12 protein-coding genes, 1 tRNA gene and 6 pseudogenes are annotated in these 23,499 nt (G+C 56.0%); 6 read left to right on the forward strand and 13 right to left on the reverse strand.

Annotated elements, in window-relative coordinates; all coding sequences use genetic code 11:
• Positions 1–13 precede the first annotated feature (13 nt).
• The 3 genes from B4968_RS06420 to B4968_RS06430 all read right to left on the reverse strand — a co-directional run bounded on the left by B4968_RS06420 (position 14) and on the right by B4968_RS06430 (position 4,734).
• Positions 14–445, reverse strand: a complete 432-nt coding sequence (locus B4968_RS06420; RefSeq protein WP_083097588.1) for a universal stress protein — start codon at positions 443–445, stop codon at positions 14–16.
• Entirely contained in the window at positions 442–3,603 is a 3,162-nt protein-coding gene (locus B4968_RS06425; RefSeq protein WP_241525603.1) for a TRAP transporter permease, read from the reverse strand. Before B4968_RS06425 ends, B4968_RS06420 begins: the two co-directional genes overlap by 4 nt.
• Before the next feature lie 165 nt (positions 3,604–3,768).
• Complete coding sequence (locus B4968_RS06430; RefSeq protein ID WP_083097590.1) at positions 3,769–4,734, reverse strand: TAXI family TRAP transporter solute-binding subunit; 966 nt, start codon at positions 4,732–4,734, stop codon at positions 3,769–3,771.
• 918 nt (positions 4,735–5,652) lie between these two features.
• Between B4968_RS06430 and mtnA the strand changes: the two are divergent.
• Positions 5,653–6,769: pseudogene (gene mtnA, locus B4968_RS06445) on the forward strand (S-methyl-5-thioribose-1-phosphate isomerase).
• 5 nt (positions 6,770–6,774) lie between these two features.
• Positions 6,775–7,437 (forward strand): annotated as a pseudogene (locus tag B4968_RS06450) (class II aldolase/adducin family protein).
• Positions 7,438–7,532: 95 nt separating this feature from the next.
• Here the strand turns inward: B4968_RS06450 and B4968_RS06455 are convergent.
• From B4968_RS06455 to pdxH, 10 genes and pseudogenes are all read right to left on the reverse strand, one after another.
• Positions 7,533–8,291 carry an enoyl-CoA hydratase-related protein gene (locus B4968_RS06455; protein ID WP_083097594.1) on the reverse strand — a complete coding sequence of 253 codons (759 nt, stop codon included), beginning with the start codon at positions 8,289–8,291 and terminating at the stop codon, positions 7,533–7,535.
• Between the two features lie 46 nt (positions 8,292–8,337).
• The gene (locus B4968_RS06460) at positions 8,338–9,111 is read right to left on the reverse strand and encodes an alpha/beta hydrolase family protein (RefSeq protein ID WP_241525604.1); all 774 of its coding nucleotides are present in this window, start codon (positions 9,109–9,111) and stop codon (positions 8,338–8,340) included.
• Between the two features lie 78 nt (positions 9,112–9,189).
• Positions 9,190–9,672, reverse strand: a complete 483-nt coding sequence (locus tag B4968_RS06465; RefSeq protein ID WP_083097596.1) for a MarR family winged helix-turn-helix transcriptional regulator — start codon at positions 9,670–9,672, stop codon at positions 9,190–9,192.
• Positions 9,673–10,092: 420 nt separating this feature from the next.
• On the reverse strand, positions 10,093–10,842 hold the full coding sequence (locus tag B4968_RS06470) for a calcium-binding protein (RefSeq protein ID WP_083097598.1): 750 nt from the start codon (positions 10,840–10,842) through the stop codon (positions 10,093–10,095).
• The gene (locus B4968_RS23440; protein ID WP_161492549.1) at positions 10,734–11,519 is read right to left on the reverse strand and encodes a calcium-binding protein; all 786 of its coding nucleotides are present in this window, start codon (positions 11,517–11,519) and stop codon (positions 10,734–10,736) included. Before B4968_RS23440 ends, B4968_RS06470 begins: the two co-directional genes overlap by 109 nt.
• 274 nt (positions 11,520–11,793) lie before the next feature.
• Positions 11,794–15,429, reverse strand: a pseudogene (locus B4968_RS06480) (vitamin B12-dependent ribonucleotide reductase).
• Between the two features lie 1,081 nt (positions 15,430–16,510).
• Positions 16,511–16,587 (reverse strand) — tRNA-Pro (locus B4968_RS06485).
• Between the two features lie 44 nt (positions 16,588–16,631).
• Positions 16,632–17,144, reverse strand: coding sequence for a DUF192 domain-containing protein (locus B4968_RS06490; RefSeq protein ID WP_083097602.1), 513 nt, complete (start codon positions 17,142–17,144; stop codon positions 16,632–16,634).
• Between the two features lie 5 nt (positions 17,145–17,149).
• Entirely contained in the window at positions 17,150–17,692 is a 543-nt protein-coding gene (locus B4968_RS06495; RefSeq protein WP_083097604.1) for a cold-shock protein, read from the reverse strand.
• Between the two features lie 120 nt (positions 17,693–17,812).
• On the reverse strand, positions 17,813–18,418 hold the full coding sequence (gene pdxH, locus B4968_RS06500; RefSeq protein WP_083097648.1) for a pyridoxamine 5'-phosphate oxidase: 606 nt from the start codon (positions 18,416–18,418) through the stop codon (positions 17,813–17,815).
• A 172-nt stretch (positions 18,419–18,590) separates the two neighbouring features.
• Here pdxH and fabI point away from each other — a divergent pair, with 172 nt between their 5' ends.
• The 4 genes and pseudogenes from fabI (at position 18,591) to B4968_RS06520 (ending at position 23,491) form a co-directional block, all read left to right on the forward strand.
• On the forward strand, positions 18,591–19,394 hold the full coding sequence (fabI, locus tag B4968_RS06505; RefSeq protein ID WP_083097606.1) for an enoyl-ACP reductase FabI: 804 nt from the start codon (positions 18,591–18,593) through the stop codon (positions 19,392–19,394).
• Between the two features lie 151 nt (positions 19,395–19,545).
• Positions 19,546–20,051, forward strand: a pseudogene (gene gpt, locus B4968_RS06510) (xanthine phosphoribosyltransferase).
• A gap of 181 nt (positions 20,052–20,232) precedes the next feature.
• Positions 20,233–21,409: pseudogene (locus B4968_RS06515) on the forward strand (aminotransferase).
• Between the two features lie 241 nt (positions 21,410–21,650).
• A pseudogene (locus B4968_RS06520) lies at positions 21,651–23,491 on the forward strand (peptidylprolyl isomerase).
• The last annotated feature ends 8 nt before the right edge of the window (positions 23,492–23,499 follow it).

Consider the following 23,499-nt stretch of genomic DNA (forward strand, 5'->3'; position numbering starts at 1 on the left):
ATCTGGGTGCAAATCACCGCACAACAAACACCGAACAATCCGAATGCCGAATTACGCGCGCCGCGTTAGGGCCCAGCAGATAGTCCTTTAAATCGGGCGTATGCGCACCAATCACAATGAGATCACTGCCCGCAGTTTTGGCCACGGCCAGGATCTCCTGATAGGCCGTGCCCGTGGCCACGACATGACGAATGTCTGCGTTTCGCTCAGGGCCCAGAACCTCAACACAAAACTTATTGAGCCTCTCAGAGGTCTCTTCTATCGCCTTCTCATGATGATGGCGCTCAAAGAAGCCCGAAACCCAGCTCTCGCCAAAATCCGGCAGGACATTGAGCACATCAAGCTGGGCCCCATCGAGACTGGCAAGCCGTGCCGCCTGTTGCAGCACTTTTTTGTCGGTTGCCAGATCACTGAGATCAAGCGCACAGAGAACAGATTTTATCATGCCGGTACTCCTTCTTCTTTGCGGGCTTCTTTGCGGGCACGGCTTCGTTGCATCAGAGCGATCAAGGCCAGCAATATAAGGGCCGGAATAAAGACCAGCTCTTTTGGCATCTGATCCGCAGGCGCAAGAATTGTTTTAACAAAAACAGGACTATCCCCGTAGAAGTCAAAGTTACCCAAATCCTGTTCGGCAGCTGTACCAAACCCGGGGGCGTCCAGATTCATCTGTGCGCCCTCAGGCAGCAGGACCAGGCCGGCCTGCTCTGCACGCGCCGCCCCATCCAGGCCCTCAGCGGCCTCAACAACAAAGGTTGTCGAGATGATTTGAGAGGTGTCGAAATCCGGCCCCTCAATGGTGAGGCGTAACTGCTGCCCCGTACCTGCCGCATCCAGTGCCTGCACCAATTCGATTGGCGCTACGGGATTGTAGGGTGGCATGATCCGGTTCATGACAAAATCAGGCCGGAACAGCATAAAGGCCACCACGATCAACAAGACACTTTCGTACATACGACTGCGGGTGACGAAATAGCCCATGGTGCCAGCCGTAAAGACAAGGATCGCTATGGTCGCAGAAACAAATACGACAAGCCCATGCAAAATCGCAGGGTTTATGTAAAGCCAAATGCCCTGTTTTTCGACACCCCACCCAAGGTCTATCAACAACAGATCTGTGTTGAAGATAAAGACAAAGGGCAAAGCCACTGTTCTGAGTGAGTAAAAGAACGCGACAAAGCCGGTGCGAATGGCATCGCCTCCCGAGACAGCGGCCGCTGCAAAGCTGGCAAGTCCAACAGGCGGTGTCACATCGGCCATGATGCCAAAGTAAAACACAAACAGATGCACCGCGATCAAAGGCACAATCAGACCCGATTGGGCGCCCAGTTCGACAACCACCCCGGCCATCAGCGAGCTGACAACAATGTAGTTGGCTGTGGTGGGCAGGCCCATGCCAAGAACCAGCGACAACAGACCAACGCAGATCAGCACAAAGACCAGAATGGTGCCTGTCATGTCCGCGGCACGCTCGGCCACAGTGCCTTCAAAGCTGGTAATACCAAGCAGATCGGTCAGCGGGCTGATGACATGCACCGCAAGCGCGCTAAGATAGGTCAACCCATAGGCCATGGTCTCTACCAGATCCGCCATCACCTGCCCGACACCTGTCAGGGTGACCGTGCCGACAATCACGCCGGCGGTGGCGGTTGCAAGCGCGATACCAATCATGTTGCGCGAGCCGTCAATCATGCCATGCCACAGATCGCTGGCACCTTCAGCAAAGGTCTCCAACAGATTGCTCTGGCCGCGAAAAATCGCCTTTAGCGGCTTCTGCGTCAGCAGGATGATGAAGAGCAGCGCTGCTGCCCAAAAGGCCGAGAGACCCGGTGACTTTTTCTCGATCATCAGGAAGTAGACCAGGACCACAATCGGCAGCATATAGTGCAGACCGGCCTTGTAGATCTTGGCGACATCCGGAAGCTCGATCTCTTCGGCATTGGGGTCATCCGGTTCAAGATCCGGAGTTTTGGCCGCAAGGGAAATCAAGGCGACATAGATGACAAAAATGGCGCCAAACAGCAAAAGCCCGGCGACGCTGGGAGCCCAGCGAGAGGCGGCGTCCACCGGAAACTGCGTGCCATAGCAAAGGCCTGCAAAAACCGCAAAGAAACTGGCCATACCAACAATGGTGCGCGCCATGTGGACTTCACGATTGCCAAGGGTCGGCATGTTCCGCTTCACCGCCTCGAGGTGCACAATGTAGACCAAGGCAACATAAGAGATGGCCGCCGGAAGCAGCGCGTGGGTGATCACCTCGACGTAGGAAATACCAACGTATGCCACCATCAAAAAGGCCGCAGCCCCCATCACCGGTGGCATGATCTGCCCGTTGACCGAGCTGGCAACCTCAACGGCGCCGGCCTGTTCCGATGAAAAGCCAACCCGCTTCATCAGCGGAATGGTAAAGGTGCCGGTGGTGACCACATTGGCAATGGAGGATCCAGAAATCAGACCCGTCGCAGCAGAGCCAACAACTGCCGCTTTGGCCGGGCCACCACGCAGGTGACCAAGGGCACCAAAGGCCATTTTGATAAAGTAGTTGCCAGATCCGGCCTTATCAAGAAGGGCGCCGAAGAGTACGAAAAGAAACACAAATTTGGTCGAAACCCCAAGAGCGATACCAAAGACCCCCTCAGAGGTGATCCACATATGGCTCATGGCTTTTTTCAGGCTGGCGCCTTTCCAGCGGATGACTTCAGGCACCACATCAGAGGCGCCAAAAAACACATAGGCGAGAAAGATCGTGGCGATAATCGCCATGGCAGGCCCAAGCGCGCGACGGGCTGCCTCGAACAGGATCAGCAGGCCGGCCAGCGCGTAGAATTTGTCGATGTCATCGGCAAGACCACCGCTGTCGACGATCTTTTGGTAGTTCAGGAAACCATAGACCGAGACAAATACCCCTGCGGCCGCCAAAGCCCAGTCCTGCACCGGCACAAAATGACGCTCGGGCGTAGACAACTGGCGTACATAGCCGAGAACGAACAGCAAAGCCGTCACCAGACCAAGCGCCAGCACCACCATCTGTAAGCCGGTGCTCCAGCTGCCAAATAGATACTGCCCCAGCAGTGCAAAACCACTGTAAGACAGCAAAAGGATGGCAATGAAGACGCCAACCGCGCTCACGATCCGCTCAAACGGCGTAGCAACGCCTGTCCCATTCAAAAAAGTAGGCGCCACCAGCGCCAGCGCTATGAGCGCGCCAACCACGACAGCCACATTCATGGAGATCTCAGGCGACAGCGTCACCATCAGCGCCACCGTAAAGGCGCCCAGGCCAAGGACTGTGCCGAAATGCCCCAGCGCAAAAGACACCAGATTGCGGCTTTCGCGGCTCATCGCCGGATAGGCCATAAAGCCCAGCATCAGCGCAAAGGCGAGATGGATCAAACGTGAGTTGTTATTGACCGCACCGGGCAAAAGATAGTTTGCAAGGGGTGAGGCGAGAATGACTTGGAAAACCGACCAGCTTACAGCGATGATAGCGAGGGAAAGCCCAACAGCTCCAACCGGGTTACGCGCACCCGCGTCGGAGGAAGCAACCAGTTCCTGCAGTTCATCTTCGCTTAGCGGTCGATTTCCCTGAACATCGGATGTCATGGATAATCTCCCTTACAGATCGGCTCCGTCGTTAAAAGAGGATAGCCTCTGTTGCGGACCGTCTCTGTCTATTTTTGTTTTTGGGGCCAACCCTTTGGCAACTGGAGTGGGGCGGCAAACGCAGTGGGGCACGAAATCGCGCCCCACCCTTTGTTGTTTTAGGTTTTACTCAATCCAACCTTTTTCGCGGTAGTACTTGGCCGCGCCATCATGCAGCGGTGCAGAGAGGCCGTCGGCAATCATCTCTTCAGGCTTCAGATGTGCAAAGGCAGGGTGCAGCTTGCGGAAGGCGTCAAAGTTTTCAAACACCGATTTGACAACCGCATAGACCGCCTCTTCGGGAACATCCGTTGAGGATACAAACGTGGCGCAAACACCAAAGGTTTGGGTATCCGCATCAGAGCCGCGATACATACCGCCGGGAATGGTTGCCGTCCGATAAAAGGCATTGTCGTCAACAAGTTTGGTCACGGCGTCGCCATCAACAGTCACCAGAACCGAGTCACAGGCCGTGGTGGCTTCTTGAATAGATCCCGATGGGTGGCCAACAGTGTAGATCATCGCATCGATCTGGTTGTCACACAAAGCAGCAGACTGTTCGGCGGCTTTCAGCTCGGTTGCCAGAGCAAAATCTTCCATGCCCCAGCCTTTGGCGCCCATCAGCACTTCCATGGTGCCGCGCTGACCGGACCCTGGATTGCCGATATTGACGCGCTTACCCTTCAGGTCATCAAAGTTTGCGATGCCTGCATCTGCGCGCGCCACAACGGTAAAGGGTTCAGGGTGAACCGAAAATACGGCGCGCAGCCCTTCGTATGGGCCCTTTTCAGAGAATTTAGAGGTGCCATGATAGGCGTGGTGCTGCCAGTCAGACTGCGCGACGCCGAACTGCAATTCACCTTCGCGGATGGTGTTGATGTTGTAGACAGAGCCACCCGTGGATTCGACCGCGCATTTGAAACCATGCTCTTTGCGGCTCTTGTTCACCAGACGGCAGATCGCACCACCGGCTGGATAGTAGACGCCAGTAACGCCACCGGTCCCGATCGTGATGTATTCCTGCGCCTGCGCGGCCGGCGCCAAAAAGGCTGCGGTTACAAAAGCACCAATGCTTAGTTTGGAATGTTTCATATTTTGATCTCTCCCAAGATTTTTTTGGTCATGACGCAACACTGTTCATCCGTTGGAACAGCGTCAGTTTCTGCAAACCCATTCCACCAGATAGCTATGAAGCGCACCCAGGGATTGAGGGGTCGTCTGATCTCGCCCTTATAAATAGGCCTGTCATAAATAGGCCTGTCCAACACTGGACCTGTCAAGCTCTTCAAAATCAGATGATGGGGATGAAGTGGCGCTTTCTTCGCATATGACAAAAGGCCACCAAAATTCCCCGGTGGATCGCCCTCTGGATTCGCCTCACTGTGACAGAATGTCGCGCAGTGATGCAAGAGGGCTTTGTTTCTCGTTAACAAAACCGTTGTATGAGCCAGGAAATTTGAACAACCGAAAACCGCAGTCAATTTACGATCATGACACGATCTCGGTACTCTGATAATAAAAGTGTGATAAAAAGTGATACAGTCCTGAGCCTGTTGGGGTGAAGGTAGCAGGAGTTCTGAGTATTGATTTTACTAAGTGACCTGGTGGCTGACAGCGCGAAGATCGCAGACTTTTGGTCGCTGGAACGCCATGTCTCGGCGGCTGCGCGGCGTGATTCCCAATTCTGATGTACAACCGCTGCGGTTTGATGTGGAACCAGAATACCGCTGCACGCCCAAAAAGTGGCAGATGATTTTGACCGCAGCCTATGAACGGGGGCTGCGCGCCAGGGGCTAGCCCTGTGCCGGTCTTAACCTGGGCCGGTCTCAACCTTTGCTGATCTCAACCTTTGCGGATCTCAACCTGGGCCTTGCGCGACTGCTGCTTTTCCGCGAGACCTGATCTGAACGCCTTGCCCAGGTTGCTGTCATCCTGCGCAGGCCTGGCATTGGCAGACTAAATCCTATTCGCGTGAAACGACAACGCGATCAGCATTTTCGGAGGTCTTCTGTGAAAGTCGACGGCACCCCCTATCGTTCCCTGTGGTGGGACACCAACACACAAGCCCTGAAGATCCTTGCCCAAGATGGCTGCCGCATGATTTCCGCATAGAGCAGCTGGACAGTATCGAAGATTTTTGCTGCGCCATCAAAGATATGCACGTCCGCGGCGCCCCTTTGATCGGGGCAACTGCCGCCTATGGCATGGCTCTTGCGATGCGTCTTGACCCCAGCGATGCTGCTCTGAACTCTGCCTGGGAGGTTTTGAATGCAACCCGCCCCACAGCGATCAACCTCAAATGGGCATTGGACCGGTGCCGCCAGGTGCTGACGGTGCTGCCTGCAGACCAGCGCGGAGCAGCGGCACTGGTTTTGGCGCATGAAATTGCGGCGGAAGATGTCGAAATCAACCGCCGCATCGGCCTGCACGGATTGCAGCTTATCAAAGAGATCGCCGCGCAAAAATCACAGGGCAGCCCGGTGCGGATCCTGACCCATTGCAACGCCGGCTGGATCGCCACTGTTGACTGGGGCACCGCCACCAGTCCGATGTATCAGGCGCATGAGGCTGGTATTCCATTGCATGTTTGGGTGGATGAAACCCGCCCCCGCAATCAGGGCGCGCTCACCGCATGGGAGCTCGGCAGTCATGGCATCAGCCACAGCTATATTACCGACAATGCAGGCGGCCATTTGATGCAACACGGCGAGGTCGACATCGTGATTACCGGCACCGACCGCACCACGCGTCAGGGCGATGTCTGCAACAAAATTGGCACCTATCTCAAGGCATTAGCTGCCAAAGATAACGATATCCCCTTTCTATGTAGCACTGCCGTCCCCGACCATCGACTGGACCGCTACTGCGGGCCTGGCTGAGATCCCGATCGAAGACCGTGAGGCAGGTGAGGTCTCACATGTTCAGGGCACGGGTGAGAGAGGCGCTATCGCCACGGTCCGCGTGACCCCAGCCGCAACCCAGGTTGGCCAACCCTGCATTTGACGTAACCCCTGCCCGACTGGTCACAGGGCTGATCACCGAGCGCGGCATTTGTGATGCCAGTGCATCCGGTCTGGCAGGTCTGTTTCCGGATCTGGCAGGATCCGCCCGTCAGAGCGCGGGGTGAGACGCGTGACGACACCCTATTCAGATAGCACCACGGTCCGGCAATCCATCATTGATGCCTGCCTGGACATGAATGCCTCGGGTGTTAATCAGGTTGTATCCGGCAATATTTCCCTCAGGACGCAAGAGGGCATGCTGATCACGCCCTCAGGTGTCGCCTAGGAAAAAATGCGTCCCGACATGCTGGTTTTGGTGCCTCTTGATGGCAGCGCAATCGCGCGCGGCCAGATGAAGCCCTCTTCGGAATGGCAGTTCCACCGGGATATTCTACTGGCCAAGCCGCAAGAAATGGCCGTCGTGCACGCTCATCCGGTTTTCTGCACGGCCTTGGCCATGAACCATCAACTGATCCCGGCCTGTCACTATATGGTGGCGGCATTTGGTGGCGACGACGTACGGGTGGCGGAGTATGCCCTGTTTGGCACGGCAGAGCTGTCGCGCCACGTGCTTACAGCGCTACAGGACAGATCTGCCTGTCTGATGGCAAACCACGGCGCAGTTGTGACGGGCGACACGCTTGAGCGGGCGCAATGGCGAATGACAGAGCTAGAGACCCTAGCCAAGGGATATGTCACCGCGCTGAGCATCGGTCAGCCCAAGATCCTCAGCAGCAAAGACATGTTTGATGTGAAAAAGGCCTTTGCCGACTACGGTCTGAAAACCAGCTAAAAGCGCGTGGGGTGTGTGCCCTTGCCAAAACGGCAAGGGACATTCATGCAAATAATTCAGATCACTACACCCTGAAACTCATCCAGGCATAAGGGTCAGGTGAAGGACGGCTGCCGCTTTTGCATCATCGCAGCGACCACTTCGGCAAACTCTGGCGATTTTAGTTGCGCCACAAAATGTTCGGCCTCTTTTGCCATCTGCTGTGCCACCTGTTCCCTGTTGGCCCGGATAAGAGATTTAGAGAGCTTCATTGCCTGTGGGGCCGAATTTGCGACATGTGCGGCAATAATCGCAACCTCAGCCGCCAGATCCGCATCAGGGAAAACCCGCGCAATCAGGCCATAGTTATGCGCTTCCTCGGCGCTCAGGCTCCGGCCGGCCAGTAAGACATCATTGGCAACCGCCATCCCTACCGAGGCCGAGAGCAGCAGTGAAGAGGCCGCTTCGGGCACCAGACCCAGTTTGACAAAAGGCGCGGTAAAGGTGGCGCTTTCGGCCGCGTAAACCAGATCACAATGCAGCAGCATGGTGAGACCGATGCCAATTGCCGGGCCGTTCACAGCCGCAATCACCGGCTTGGGACATTCGGAAATCGCGTTTAGAAACAGAGCGACTGGCGGCAGATCACCGCTATGGGACGCCGTAGAGAAATCCTGCAGATCATTGCCGGCGGTAAAATAGTCTTCTGCCCCGGTAATGACAAAGGCGCGCTGCGCGTCAGAGCTGGCATAGTCCTGCAGCGCCGCGGCCATTTCGCCATACATATCCTGGGTGATAGCATTGCGTTTGCTTGGGCGGTTGATCGTTAAGGTGGTGACCCGATCCTGGGTCTGAATTGAGATTGTATCGCTCATTTTGGCAATCCTGACTGGTCTGGGTTGTGGTGTTTCTATCATCTGTTCAAGGTGTTGTATCATCTTGTGAAAGCCAATCCCAGCATTCTGCCCAAAGCGCCTTTCGCCCTGGGCGAAAGGCCCCCTCGTGCCCGATGCGCCGCACGCCTATGTCTTGGGGCGTTCTGAGCTGCACCGACTGTGGCGCGTTGGGATAGCAGTCCAAAAGATCGTGCGCCGCAATGGGTGTGGCAATCGGATCATCTGAGAAAATCCACGAGCGGATTGGCGCTGTCACCTCACTATAGTGCTGCGGCTTCAACAGGGTGTGGTAATCCGGCTGGAAATACGACTTGCGATGGCTCCACTTTCGCCAGGTGCGAAACAGGCGCGGCGGCAAGGCTTCTCCCTGCCAGCCACCAACGGGCTTTATATAGCCCCACCGCAACAGCGCGTAAGTCCCAAGCCCCCACCAAAAGTAGAACTCCAGCGCGCGGTTTCGAAGGTGATGACCGCCAAAATAGCCGGTGCCAACTGAGATAAAGGCATGGCGATCAATCTCTTGGTGGTTGGACATCACCCCAAGAAAATGGCCGCCAACACTATGGGCAAGATGCGTTTTGCGCAGACCTGGTGCGGCCTTGGCAAGGGACTCAACTGCTGCGACCATGTCATAGCGGCCCCAATCGGGATACTCGATTTTTGACTGCGCCAGATCTTCACTTCGGGATTGGGCAATGCCACGATAATCATAGGTCAGAACAAGCGCGCCACGTTCAGCGAGATACGTGGCCACCGGATGATAGAAATGCCGTGGAAACCCGGTGCCGGAAGAGATCAAAACGGCCAGTTTTGGGTCTTTGCCAAAGGTCAGATCACCTGTAGCGTTACACCGTCACTGGCCTTAAAACTTATCGGCTCACGTTTGGTCGCTGGCGTCATGATCACCTCCCTGATTTGGCTCTGCCGGATTGATGATCTCATCTGCATGGTCAACCAGATGACGTAAGAAACGTTGGATAACCTGTTGTTCTGGCCCGCTGAAAGGTTCAAGCAAGGCCGCGTTGAAATGACTGGTCTCCTGTTTGGCCCTTGCCAGCAGATTTGCGCCGCTGTCCTGCAGGTGGATATTGATCACCCGCCCATCGCGCAGGGACGGCATTCGGCGTACCAGACCCCGATCGACCATACGATCGACAAGACCCGTGAGGCTGGATTTCCCCATGGAAAGCCGCTTTGCGATCTCTGAGATTGGCTGCCCATCCTGTTGTGAGAGCACCAGGAGCACGGCAAACTGGCTGGTCGTCAGGCCAAGCGCGCTGCGGGTACGGCGATCCGCAGCCCGAAACAATGCGCTGTGGGCCACTTGCAGTTGGTGAAAGACGCGCAGTTTTTCTGACATGACCCTATCGCATATGGTTCCACCTAGTTCGTATGTGGACTATATTTGAAAGGCAATGCCCAACCCAAGGTCATGCCGCAAGGGAAAGCCGTGAGGATACTATACCAAAAGGACCGTAAATCAACAAAATCATAAGCTTAAGAGCTATGTTTCACCCAAGGCATCGTTTCCAAAATTTGGGGAAAAATGGCCACGCAGGTGAAAAGCCGCGACCATCAGGCCTCGATAAAGAGTGATGCGCTGTCTGCAGCTTGGTCAAACCAAGACCATATTGGCGAGGGGGCGCTTAGCCATCGGGCACTTAGTGTTCGGGCCCTTTGCGAGCCGACACTGTGAACATCATGCCCCTCCGGATTGGCCTTACGTGTGCTCCATGCTTGGGAGGTGCACGATACTGTAGCGCGCCTCCCAGACAGGTATTTACGTCAGCAGAAAGTCGCTTTCGACCAGGCCAAGGTAGCCCTCGACGATAATCGCCATATCGCCGGTGCCGTCGCCGTCGAGATCAATCAGAACCGTGGAATCGACACCATCTTCAGTCACGCGAACTTCACCAGTCCCAACACCACTAAAGGTCTCCGCGCCAATGAAATCAAGCGCCGTGCCCATCTCCAGCGCGATTAGGTCTGCGTCCCCAAACGAGTTGAAATCGGTGATAGCATCCGCGAAATCGCCTTTGCCGCTGTCTGAAGGGGCAAACATAAATTGGTCTGCGCCTGAGCCACCCGAAAGAATATCACGACCGCTGCCGCCTATAATGGTATCAGCGCCACCGTTGCCATTGATCACATCTGACCCAGCCCCACCTTGGATGAAGTCATCCAACAGACCGCCGCCAATGGTATCATTTCCAGAACCGCCGGAAAGGTTCTGAGGCGCAGCATCCCCCCCTGTCAGAACGTCATGACCGGCACCGCCATCAAGAGAACCTGAGCCGCCTGCCCCTTGAGCAAGGACATCGTTGCCTGCGCCGCCTGAGATCGCATCATCTCCCAAACCGCCTGTAATCGTATCATCTCCACCGCCACCAGACAGGGTGTTGTTCCCTTCAGAACTGGTAATCACGTCGTTGCCGCCACCGCCGATGATAGTGTCATTGCCGCTACCACCTTCCAGCGTGTCGGCGCCCGAGCCACCTTTGATCGTGTCCTGACCGGCACCGCCAGTAATGTCATCGGCGTCTTTCCGCCAATCAGTCGGTCGTCGCCGCTTCCCCCGTCAATCGTGTCCCGTCCAGCGCCGCCAACCACGCGATCATCACCGTCCTGAGCCATGATGCTATCATTGCCGCCGCGGGCAATGAGATTATCGTCAAAGTCGCCCGCCACGAAGATGTCATCAGAGTTTGTTCCGAGGAACTTTACTGCATTAGCGAAGTCGCCAATCTCACTTGTGACTCCGGGGCCACCTTTGCTTGCGACAAAGAGTTGAAGCTCAGCCTGAAACCAGCTCTGAAAAGCACTGGCATCTCCATTTAGCAGCAAAGGGTCCATGAACGCGTCCAGCTCGGCTGTTGTGGCTTCAAACCCGGAAAAGGTTGCCACCGTGGCGCCGTCGACTTTCACCACGATCTTGTCGACAATGCCGCCGACCGGATCACCTGTCTCGTCATCGTAGATCACTTCTGAGACAAAAAAGCGGGTCACTGCGAGATCATTGCCCAGATCATCAACGGTCTGTAGCTCAAACCAGTTTCGGGTAGTCCGCCCGACAGCAGCGGTTGCATTGGAAAAAGCAGTTTCAAATGGGCTGCTATCTGACCCGTTCAGCGAAAAGCGCATGATCAATATTCCTAAAAATGAAATGTAATACGGATCATGAGAGCAGAACAAAACGTGATTCTTCAATGATCATTTGAAAAATCAACATATCCCCCGCGTGCGGACCATTGCCGTCACGCGCGATTTTGGCATTTCTTCCAATGCCATAGCGGATCAACATCGCAAATCTGATCGAATGAAATTACCACGGAACTGCGCGCCCGGCACTCATAGATGCAGGCTTTGCCGGGGCGTGTCGCCAGATCAGGGAAGAGTTGCAAGACACATCCGGGGCAGAAGCGCGAACCATTCCTGATTGCGTCTCTGCCCCGGAACATTCTGCTCGAATGCCTGTTTTACATCAGCTGCAGCCAGATGTGGATCCGCAGGTGTTGCACTTCATGCAGGTGCCGTTGCGCACCAATGTGTAGTTGCCACATTCACCGCAGGCCTCTCCTTCGTAGCCCTGCATTTTGGCCTTTACCCGCGCGTCCATGCCGGTGACCGGCGCGGCGGAGGCTTCTGGAACCAGCGCTTGCAGGTCAGCAACCGGGTCGCCGCTGGTCATAAAACTCGTCGCCAGGGATTGCCCGCCCTGAAGCACCACCAGATCCTGCGGCAGACGCTTACGCAGATAGCCCGTGGATGAAATCTGCTTGAGCACTTCCAGCGAGCGGATCGCGGCGCTTTCGCTCAGCTCGGAGAGGTTGGACACCCCCTCTTGTTCGCCGCGCCCAATGTCATCAAAGGCCGGGCCTTCGGGTTTGACATGCGCCAGATCTGTCCGGTCGAGGTAGCTCACGGCCAATTCGCGGAAAATATAGTCCAGCACCGAGGTGGCATTCTTGATCGAGTCGTTGCCCTGAACCATGCCTGCGGGCTCGAACTTGGTGAAGGTAAAGGCGTCGACAAACTCCTCAAGCGGTACGCCATATTGCAGGCCGACAGAGACCGCGATGGCAAAGTTGTTCATCATGGCCCGGAACCCGGCACCCTCTTTGTGCATATCAATAAAGATCTCACCAAGCGTGCCGCTCTCGTATTCTCCGGTGCGCAGATAGACCTTGTGACCACCAACAACCGCCTTTTGCGTATAGCCTTTGCGGCGATGCGGCATCTTGGTCCGGTGCGATTTCGCCACTTCCTGAACCACGATCTTTTCGACAATCTTCTCTGCCAGAACGACGGTTTTTTCATGCTGGCTGCCTGTTTCCAGGATTTCAGCAGCCTCATCGTCATCCTCAACCAGGGCTGCGGCCAGGGGCTGGCTCGCTTTGAGCCATCCCGGTACAGCGCATTGGCTTTTACACCCAGAGACCAGCTCAGCTCATAGGCCTTCTGGCATTCCTCAATGGCCGCATCATTTGGCATGTTGATTGTTTTGGAAATGGCGCCTGAGATAAAGCTCTGAGCCGATGCCATCATTCTAATATGGCTTTCAACACTCAGATAACGCTTACCTTTCTTGCCGCAAGCATTGGCGCAATCAAAGATATGATAGTGCTCTTCTTTCAGATGTGGCGCGCCTTCCAGGGTCATGGTGCCACAGACATGGTCATTGGCCGCGTCGATATCGGCCTTGCTAAAGCCCAGATGCCGCAACAGATCAAAGGTCGGATCATTCAGCTTTTTGGCCGGGATGCCCAACACACCGGTGCAGAAATCTTCGCCAAGGGTCCACTGATTGAACACAAAACGAATATCAAAAGCGGCCTCCAAGGCACTGTCAATCTTGGACAATTCATTGGCACCAAAGCCGTGACCGGTCAGAGAGGTGTGATTGATCCCCGGCGCGTTGCCAATGGTGCCGTGGCCCACCGCATAAGAGACGATTTCCTCAATCTGCGACGAGCTATAGCCCAGCCCTTCAAGCGCCGAAGGCACCGAGCGGTTGATGATCTTGAAATAGCCGCCGCCGGCCAGTTTCTTGAACTTCACCAGGGCAAAATCTGGCTCGATCCCGGTGGTGTCGCAGTCCATCACCAGACCAATGGTGCCGTTGGCGCGATCACGGTGGTTTGCGCATTGCGTTTGCCGTGCTTTTCGCCCAGATCCAGTGCCTCGTCCCAGGCACCCATGGCAAGATCTGCCAGGCGCGCATCGGGGCAGCCGCGAATATCCAGCGGCACCGGCGGCACCGACAGACCTTCATAGCCGGTTGCCTTGCCCATGGCATCATTGCGGTGGTTGCGAATGACTTTCAGCATCGCGTCAGCGTTCTTTGCATAGCCGGCAAAGGCGCCTAGTTCCGCTGCCATCTCGGCCGATGTGGCATAGGCAACGCCGGTCATCAGCGCGCTAAGGGATCCGCAAAGCGCGCGCCCTTCTTCGCTGTCATAGCCATGGCCCATGTTCATCAGCAAGCCGCCGATATTGGCATAGCCAAGCCCCAGGGTGCGGAAGTCATAGGACCGCTGCGCGATCTCTTTGGAGGGGAACTGCGCCATGGTGACCGAGACCTCCAGCGTCAGGGTCCACAGGCGGCAGGCGTGCATGTAATCCTCTGCCATGAACTTCCCATCCTTGTAGAAGGTCAGCAGGTTCAAAGAGGCCAGATTGCAGGCGGTATCATCGAGGAACATATATTCAGAACAGGGGTTTGAACCACGGATCTCACCGTCATTCGGGCAAGTGTGCCACTCATTCACCGTGTCGTGGAACTGGATGCCGGGATCGGCGCAGGCCCAGGCGGCATGGCCGACTTTGGCCCAGAGATCGCGCGCCTTGACGGTCTTGGCGACCTTACCATCGGTGCGGTTGATCAGCTGCCAGTCGGCATCCTTTTCCACCGCATGCAGAAAGGCATTGGTGACCCGGATCGAGTTGTTGGAATTTTGTCCGGACACAGAGCTATAGGCCTCGGAATCCCAATCGGTATCGTAGGTAGGGAACTCGATACTGTCATAGCCCTGCTTGGCATAGTCCAGCACGCGCTTGATATAGGTCTCAGGGATCGCGACCTATATCGCCTCGCGGACGGCCTGTTTCAGCGCCGGGTTGCCGGAGGGCTCATAGGCGCTGTCTGCAGCACCATCCCAGGACCGGATCGCGGCAAAGATGCCATTGAGCATCTTTTCATGCATTTTTGAGCCGGCCACGATGGAGGCAACCTTTTGCTCCTCAATGACCTTCCACTGGATGAAGTCTTCGATATCAGGATGGTCGGCGTCAACGATCACCATCTTGGCGGCACGCCGTGTGGTGCCCCCTGATTTGATCGCGCCCGCTGCCCGGTCGCCGATTTTGAGAAAGCCCATCAGGCCGGAAGATTTTCCGCCGCCGGACAGGGCCTCGCCCTCGCCGCGCAGATGACTCACGTTGGTGCCGGTGCCAGAGCCGTATTTGAACAGGCGCGCCTCACGCACCCAAAGATCCATAATGCCGCCGTCATTGACCAGATCATCCGAGACAGACTGAATAAAGCAGGCATGCGGCTGTGGGTGCTCATACGAGCTGGTTGATTTGGTCAGCTTGCCGGTCTTGTAGTCAACATAGTGATGCCCCTGGGCAGGGCCATCAATGCCATAGGCCCAGTGCAGCCCGGTGTTGAACCATTGCGGGCTATTGGGGGCGGCGCGCTGCGTTGCCAGCATGTGGCGCATTTCGTCAAAATAGGCGCGCGCGTCTTCCTCAGAGGTGAAATAGCCGCCCTTCCAGCCCCAATAGGTCCAGGCGCCTGCCAGGCGGTCAAACACCTGCTTGGACGAGATCTCGCCGCCTGTGGGCACGTCCTTGCCATCGGGGACAGAGCCCAGAGAAATTCTGGCACATCTTTTTCCTTAACTTTCTTCAGACGCTGGGGAACGCCTGCCTTGCGGAAGTATTTTTGGGCAATAACATCACTGGCGACCTGGCTCCAGTTTGACGGGACTTCGATGTTCTCCAAACGAAAGACAATGGTGCCATCGGGGTTACGAATCTCGGATGTCGCCGAAATGAAATCCAGATTCGAATATGCGCCCTGACCCGCCTTGGTAAACTTCCGCTCGATCTTCATGCTCTGCCCCTTGTGTTTTTCACTGTCTCGCCGTGATCATCCGTGCCGCACTGCGCGCAGCCCTTGCCGTACTGAAACCACGAAACAACCGGCACGCCTCTTGATGGGCTTGCTTCTCTTAGGCCATTCGCCGGCCGTTCAGTCGGATGTGACGTGTGTTTTCGTCTTGTTGCTACACCGCAAAGACCTACCAGATCTTGTGGCGTCGCTACAGGTGAGCACAATTTGACGTATTCACACCAATATGGTCAACGGAAATTTTACCAATTTCAGCCCATCTTTGCTGTTGACGCGACGCGGCGCGTTGCAGTGGTTCACTGCAAGAGTGATTCATCCACACAACTTCATTTTGTTCTCAGCAAAAGCTGCAAATGGTCAGCCAAAAAAATTTGGCTAAGGGCAAAGGCTTGTCACAAGAAGCTCAAAAAAAATCAAAACGGTCTTCAGGGAGTCGCCACAAAATTGAGCGGGGCTCTGTGCCGCAGATTGATCCGGAAGGGTCGCTGCAGGTTGTGACATGGTTGCACTGAACTCCCGGCCTTCCCCACAGGAAATACAGATCCAAGTTACATATTTAGGCGCAAGTTGAAGCAGTTCCGCGTCACTTCCTTAAGGAAGCGTTAACGCAAGATTTTGTGGTCCTTGCCTAGCCAGGCCACTAGCTGAACTGATTCTAGTCAAAGCAAGCCTCACAGACACCAAACAGGTCGCGCAACAAAGCAGCCATCTGGCGAAACCACACACCAAAGTTGTTTGCCCAAAGCCTCACGCATCCAGGGCGTCACCATGCCCCGGGCAACACCGCGCAGGGAATCTCTGTCTGGTCAGAGGTGACAGTTGCGGGATGACAGGTGCGGAATGACAGGTGGGAGGCAGTAAACCATAGCCGGGCAACAACGAGTGAGGTGTGTGGCGACCTTGATGTCAGCAGGTTTAAGACCAGAAAAACCACATAAACAAAAGCAGTGCCAACACTGGCTGAAATGTTATTTCTGAGGGTATTTCTAAGCTCTCTGGCGAGGGGCAGGAAGCCTGCCCTCTCGCGAGAGTATCAAAGAAATCATTGGGTTTTCTTTGAAAGTGGTCGGGGCGGCGAGATTCGAACTCACGACCCCCTGTACCCAAAACAGGTGCGCTACCAGACTGCGCCACGCCCCGAACCGTGCGCTGTTCCTAACGCCAGTGAATGGATTTGAAAACCCCTAACAAGGCCAAATTGGTGCAGTTTTTGAAAAAACTTCATGGCGCATCTCAGAGCCTGTCGAAATCCCATAACGCGCGGCCAAACCGGCATTGATTTCAAGCACGGCAAAGACATTATCCCCGCCCGGAAGCGGTGTCAGATCGCCCGGAACGGCATTCGCCTGGATGCGGATAACCTGACCGGATTCGTTGAAGAAAATTATGTCGAGAGGGATAAGGGTGTTTTTCATCCAGAAAGCAGCGGTCTGCGGTTCTGGATAGACAAAGAGCATGCCTGCTCCGCGCGCCAAGCTCTCGCGGAACATCAGTCCCTGCGCCCGTTCTGCCTCGTCGTCAGCTATTTCTACAGTAAAAGAGGCTTGCCCCCAGTCGCCGCGCAGCTCAACGCGATCAAGGCGACAGTCACCAGTTTGGTCAGATGCCTGCGCGGGGGAAGGGTAAGGATTGGTCAGGCAATAAAGCAGGCCCAAAGCCAGAGCCGGAGCGGCGAGAAAAGATCTCAGCCGCACCATCGGGATCAATCGTCCTGGTCGCAGTCGGCCAGGGCAGCTTCCCAGGCATGAACCTCAGCGGCCATCTGACCCCGCTTGCCATCAATGACCCGCATCGCCAGGGCTTCGCCGGGTTGCAAATCGGCCAGACCAGACTGGCGCAGAACCTCAACATGCAAAAAGATGTCTTTGTCACTGCCAAAGACATTGGCAAATCCAAAGCCCTTGCCTTTGTTGAACCACTTTACGCGCGCGGCCTGCAGTGGCCTGGCTTTTACATCAGACAGATCCAAATCGGCAAAATCACTCAGAACAGGCGTGTCGTCCCGTTCCGGAGGTGAAATCGACAAGACCTCTACCGCCTGCACACCTCTGTCGGTGCGATGGGTGACGATCTCGATGCGGGTACCATCCGCGACCGAACTCTGTCCAAAATTCCGTAGTACGTTTACATGCAACAAAATGTCAGGGCCGCCCAGATCGGACACAACAAAACCAAATCCTTTGGTGGGATCAAACCATTTAACAAGGCCTTGGATTTGCTGAAGGCTGCTCAGATCTTCTGCCAATTATCTCATCCACTGCGTCTTTTTCATTTTTAGTAACGAAGTGATGCGCGATTTCATGCATGCAGTTCAAGTAAAAATCCTCCCATTTGTTAGGACAGTGCTATTTTCTTCCATAACAGCTTAAGGATTTAGCCGCAAAACCGACCAATCGTCCTGTTCGCGCTCGCGTCGCCAGAAAAACCGGTCGTGCAACCGAAAGGCCCCACCCGCCCAAAATCCAATTTCGACCGGGGAAATGCGGTAACCGCCCCAAAATGGCGGCCTTGGGGGATTCGGACCTTTGGTGGCCGTTATCTTTGCCACCTCTGCCATCAGGCTGGCACGACTATCTAAAGGACGCGACTGCTGCGAGGCCCAGGCGCCGAGACGGCTCTTGAGGGAGCGCGAGGCATAATACTCGTCTGCTTTTGGCCCCTCTTCGCGACTGATCTCTCCGCGCACCCGAATCTGGCGCCGCAGAGATTTCCAGTGAATGACAAAGGAGGCCTTTCCAGCCTGATCCAGCTCCTGCGCCTTGGCGCTTTGGTAGTTGGTGTAGAAAACAAAGGCATTTTCTTCGATTTCCTTGAGCAAAACCATCCGGACATTGGGCAGTCCATTGGCATCGACAGTCGCCAGGGCGATTGCATTGGGGTCATTGAGCTCTGATTTCTCGGCTTCTGCCAGCCAGTCACGGGCAAGAGCAAAGGGATCATCTCCGGCAAATAGTCCTGAACGTTCACTCATGGGACCCTCATCTATGATTTCTGCGCCACAGTAGGCAGAGCATTTCCCAACAGCAAGAGCCGGAAAAACACAAGCGACGAACAGGCGACGAACAGGCAAGGTCGCCCCTTGAAGCAGAGGCTGCATCATATTAAACGTCTTTAACTTCACGGATCACAGGCGGAGAACCTGAATGTCTAATCAACTGATGGCCGGCAAGCGCGGTCTGATCATGGGCCTGGCCAATGATAAATCGATTGCTTGGGGGATCGCCAAGGCCTGTGCCGACGCAGGTGCCGAACTGGCCTTTTCTTTTCAGGGCGATGCCTTGAAAAAACGCGTCCTGCCTCTGGCTGCTCAATTGGGCAGCGACATTGTGCTGCCCTGCGATGTTGGCGACGAGACCTCGATCGACGCGCTGTTTGCTGCGCTGAGCGAGAAATGGGGCAAGCTGGACTTTATTGTCCATGCCATTGGTTTCTCCGACAAGAACGAGCTGCGGGGACGCTATGTCGACACCAGCCGCGATAATTTCCAGATGACCATGGATATCTCGGTGTATTCTTTCACGGCCGTTGCGAAACGTGCGGAAAAGATGATGTCCGAAGGCGGCTCTATGCTGACCCTGACCTATTATGGCGCCGAGCAGGTCATGCCGCACTATAATGTTATGGGCGTTGCCAAGGCGGCTCTGGAAGCTTCTGTGAAGTATCTCGCCGAAGATCTTGGCAAGGACGGCATCCGCGTCAACGCGATATCTGCCGGGCCGATCAAGACCCTGGCCGCCTCGGGAATCGGTGATTTCCGCTACATTATGAAGTGGAACGAGTATAACTCGCCGCTGCGTCGCAATGTGACCACGGATGATGTTGGCAAATCGGCGCTTTATTTGCTGTCTGATCTCGCCTCTGGCGTGACCGGCGAGAACCTGCACGTAGATGCAGGCTACCATGTTGTAGGCATGAAGGCCGTCGACGCGCCTGATATAACCAAATAGCCCCTCTTAATGCGCCCGGTCTGCACTATACCGGGCGGGGGCCGCAGGGACACTACCCTGCATATAATGAGCAGCCAGGACCCTGCAGACCCAGGGTTTGCACCTGGGCCAATCAAAGCAACCTGACGCGACCATCGCCGGAGCCATAGAGATGACAGACCGCCTGCCGCACGAAAAAGGCTTTCATATCAGCTGGGACCAGATTCACCGGGACAGCCGCGCGCTGGCCTGGCGTCTGGATGGACAAGGGGGCCCAATGATGGCGCCTGGCGTGCCCTGGTCGCGATTACCCGTGGCGGTATGGCGCCTGCGATGATCATCAGCCGGGAGCTGGACATTCGCGCCGTCGACACCATTTCGGTCAAATCCTACCACCACCAGGATCAGGGCTCAGCAGAGGTCATCCAGGCCCCAAGTGCTGATCTGATGGGCGATGGCGAGGGCGTGCTGATCATCGATGATCTTGTCGACAGTGGCAAAACCCTGGAACTGGTGCGTGAGATGTACCCGAAAGCGCATTTTGCCACCGTCTATGCCAAGCCCAAGGGGCGGCCTATGGTCGATACCTTCATCACCGAAGTAAGCCAGGACACCTGGATTTTCTTTCCCTGGGACATGGCGCTGCAATATGTCGAGCCCTACCGCGGCACAGACTAAGGCCCCGACTAGGGCAGACCTGCAACCTTTGGGAAAATCAGTTGACGCGCGCCCTTTGGTGCGCGTTTTTCGTTGTGAAAACGCAAAGCCACACTCTTATGCGACAGAGTGATTGCCATAACCTCTGCAAGGCCCTACCACTTTGCTGAAACGACACCGCTAAAGGCAAACAGGAGTGGGCATGAACAAGACGCGCACAGAGGCAACCTTCCTCTCTCCCATCGTCGAATCCCGTCGCTGGCTTGAGGGCGTTACCTTTCCGCCTTCCCGCCCGCTGCTCAATGTGAGCCAGGCAGCCCCTGCTGACCCTCCGCCGCTTGGATTGCGCCAGGCCCTGGCGGAGGCCGCGCTAAATCAGGACGATGCACATCTTTATGGTGCGGTTTTGGGCCGCGAGGAGCTGCGTCAGGCGCTGGCCGCACAAATGTCGACCCATTACGCCGCGCAGATTTCCGCGGATCAGATCGCCATCACCTCGGGGTGTAATCAGGCCTTTGCGGCAACAATCGCTTCGCTCTGCGGTGAGGGCGACGAGGTGATCATCCCGGTTCCCTGGTATTTCAACCACAAAATGTGGCTCGATCTCAGTGGTGTTACCGCCTGCCCTCTTGAGGTTGGCGCTGACATGATGCCTGATCCAAAAGCCGCAGAGGCCCTGATTACGTCCCGCACAAAAGCCATTGTTTTGGTCACGCCCAATAATCCCACCGGCGTTGAATACCCGGCTGGCCTGCTGCGCGCCTACTATGAGCTTGCCAAATCCCGTGGTCTGACACTGATCGTGGACGAAACCTACCGGGACTTTGACAGCCGCTCAGGCCCGCCGCATGAGCTGTTCCAGGAACCTGACTGGGATCAGACCCTGATACATCTTTATTCCTTTTCCAAGGCCTACCGCTTGACCGGACATCGGGTCGGCGCCATCGCGGCCTCGCCGGAACACTTGTTCGAAATGGAAAAGTTTTTGGACACAGTGACAATTTGTCCTTCGCAGCTGGGACAGATTGGAGCCCATTGGGGCATTCACAATCTTCAAAACTGGCTGGGTGGTGAACGAGACGAAATTCTGGCCCGTAAACAGGCGATCATAGAGGGTTTCCCTCTTCTGAAAGCCCAGGGATGGCGGCTTTTGGGCTGTGGGGCCTATTTTGCCTATGTTGAACATCCCTTTGAACACTCTGCCGAAGAGATCGCCAAACGTCTGGTCACTCAGGCCTCTGGTTTTGATGCTGCCCGGCACCATGTTCATGCCCGCTGGCAATACATCAGCCGAACGCCAGTTCCGGATCGCCTTTGCCAATGTTGATGCCGCCGGCATTGCAGAGCTGTTTTCCCGGTTGAGCAAATTTTCCCCCTGACACAGAGGCACCACAGTGGCACCAAAGCGGCACCGCAGCGGCTCTTGGGCTGCATGACAGCGAAATTCGAACCTGCATGGGCTGTGAATCCCCCAAAGCGCCCTATTGAAACCTTTGGGCCGTCGGAGGATCTTGCTCCTCTTGGGGGGGCAGCGTATGCATAACGCGAACATCATTTAGGCAGGACGGCGCGGCGGGATCTTTTCGCCTTCACCTCCTGAACCGGCAGAAAGAGGGCAGCATGGCCACAGGCGCGAATAAACTATCCAAGACCTTTGTCTGGATCCTTATGGGTATGCTGATTGTTGGCCTTGCCGGCTTTGGCGCGGTGAACTTTAGCGGCTCGATGTCGGCCGTGGCGCTGGTGGGCGACGAAGAAGTCACCGTTGATGACTACCTGCGTGAGCTGCAACGTGAACAACGTGCACTGCAGGCGCAGAGCGGCCAATCCCTTTCGATCGCGCAAATGGCAGCCTTTGGCATGGACCGCGCGGTGCTTGGGCGTCTCATCTCATTGGCGGCCATCGACAACGAGGTGAACGCGCTGGGCATCTCTATTGGCGATGACAATCTGCGTCAGGAGCTGAGCGAAATTCCTGCCTTTCAGGACACCCGTGGGAACTTTGACCGTCAGGCCTATAGCTTTGCTCTGCAAAACGCCAATCTCAACGAGACCGATTTCGAGGCCGACCTGCGCCGCGAATCCGCTCGCACACTGGTGCAGGGGGCCATCGTGGCCGGTGCCAAGATGCCGGCTACCTCTCGAAAACGCTGACCAGCTATATCGGGGCGCGCCGCAGCTTTTCCTATGTCCACCTCAGCGCAGACCAGATTGTGCTGACGCAGGTGGTGCCCGAAGATGATACCCTGAAGGCCTTTTATGACGCCAACGCTGCCGATTTCACCCTGCCGGAAACCAAACGCATCACCTATGCGCATCTCAGCCCCGAAATGATCCTCGATACGGTCGAGGTTGATGAGGCGTCTTTGCGTGAGCTTTATGAGGCGCGTGCGGATCAGTACCAGCTCGCGGAACGCCGTCTGGTAGAGCGTCTGGTCTTTGCTGATGACGCGGCCGCAGCTGAGGCCAAAGCGCAGCTCGAGGTGGGCGGCACCACATTTGAAGCTCTGGTTGAGGGCCGTGGTCTGGCCCTGCAGGATGTGGATCTGGGGGATGTCACCGAGGCAGATCTGGGTGCGGCAGCGCAGGATATTTTTGCAGCTGAGGTCGGATCTATCGTCGGCCCCCTGCCCTCTGATCTCGGCGCTGCACTGTTTCGCGTCAACGGTCGCCTTGAGGCCCGCGTCACCACGTTTGATCAGGCCACCTCTGAGCTGCGCGATGAGCTCGCCGCTGACCGCGCCCGTCGCCAGATTGAGCAACAGGCCGAAGACATCAACGACCTGCTGGCCGGCGGCGCCACCCTCGAAGAGCTTGTAAATGAAACTGAAATGGAAGTTTCAAGCATCGACTGGACCGGTGCCGCCGACGAAGGTATCAGCGCCTATGAAGGCTTCCGTACCGCAGCCAGTGTTGTCACGCTTGAGGATTTCCCAACGGCCGAGTTCCTGGGAGACGGCAGTCTCTTTGCCATTCGTCTGGACGAAATCCTTCCCGAGCGCCCAGAGGCCTTTGAGGCTGCCAAACAAAAAGTACTGGATGCCTGGAACGCTGATCGCTTGGCAACAGCTTTGCGCGAACGCGCCGACGCAATACTTGCTGCCGCCGAGGGCACCGGCAGTTTTGCCGAGGCTGAGACTGTAAACACCGAAGTTGGCCTCACTCGCACTGCCTATCTCGATGCCACGCCTGCCGATATGATGAACCAGGTTTTCACCATGGAGCCTGGCACCTTTAAGGTCATTTCAGGCGAAGGCAGCACTGTAATTGTGCGTCTGGACGCGGTTCTGGAAGCACAGGAAAACGAAGAGATGACAATGCTCTCCGAGGCTTTGGATACACAGCTGGATCAGGCTCTCTCAGAGGCGCTGTTTGCGGCCTTTGTCAGCGATGCCCAGTTGCGCGCCGCGCCGCGTATTGATCAGCAGGCTCTTAATGCCGTTCAGGCAAACTACCAGTAAGCGAGACC

Source organism: Pseudophaeobacter leonis, assembly GCF_002087335.1.
GTDB lineage: Bacteria > Pseudomonadota > Alphaproteobacteria > Rhodobacterales > Rhodobacteraceae > Pseudophaeobacter > Pseudophaeobacter leonis.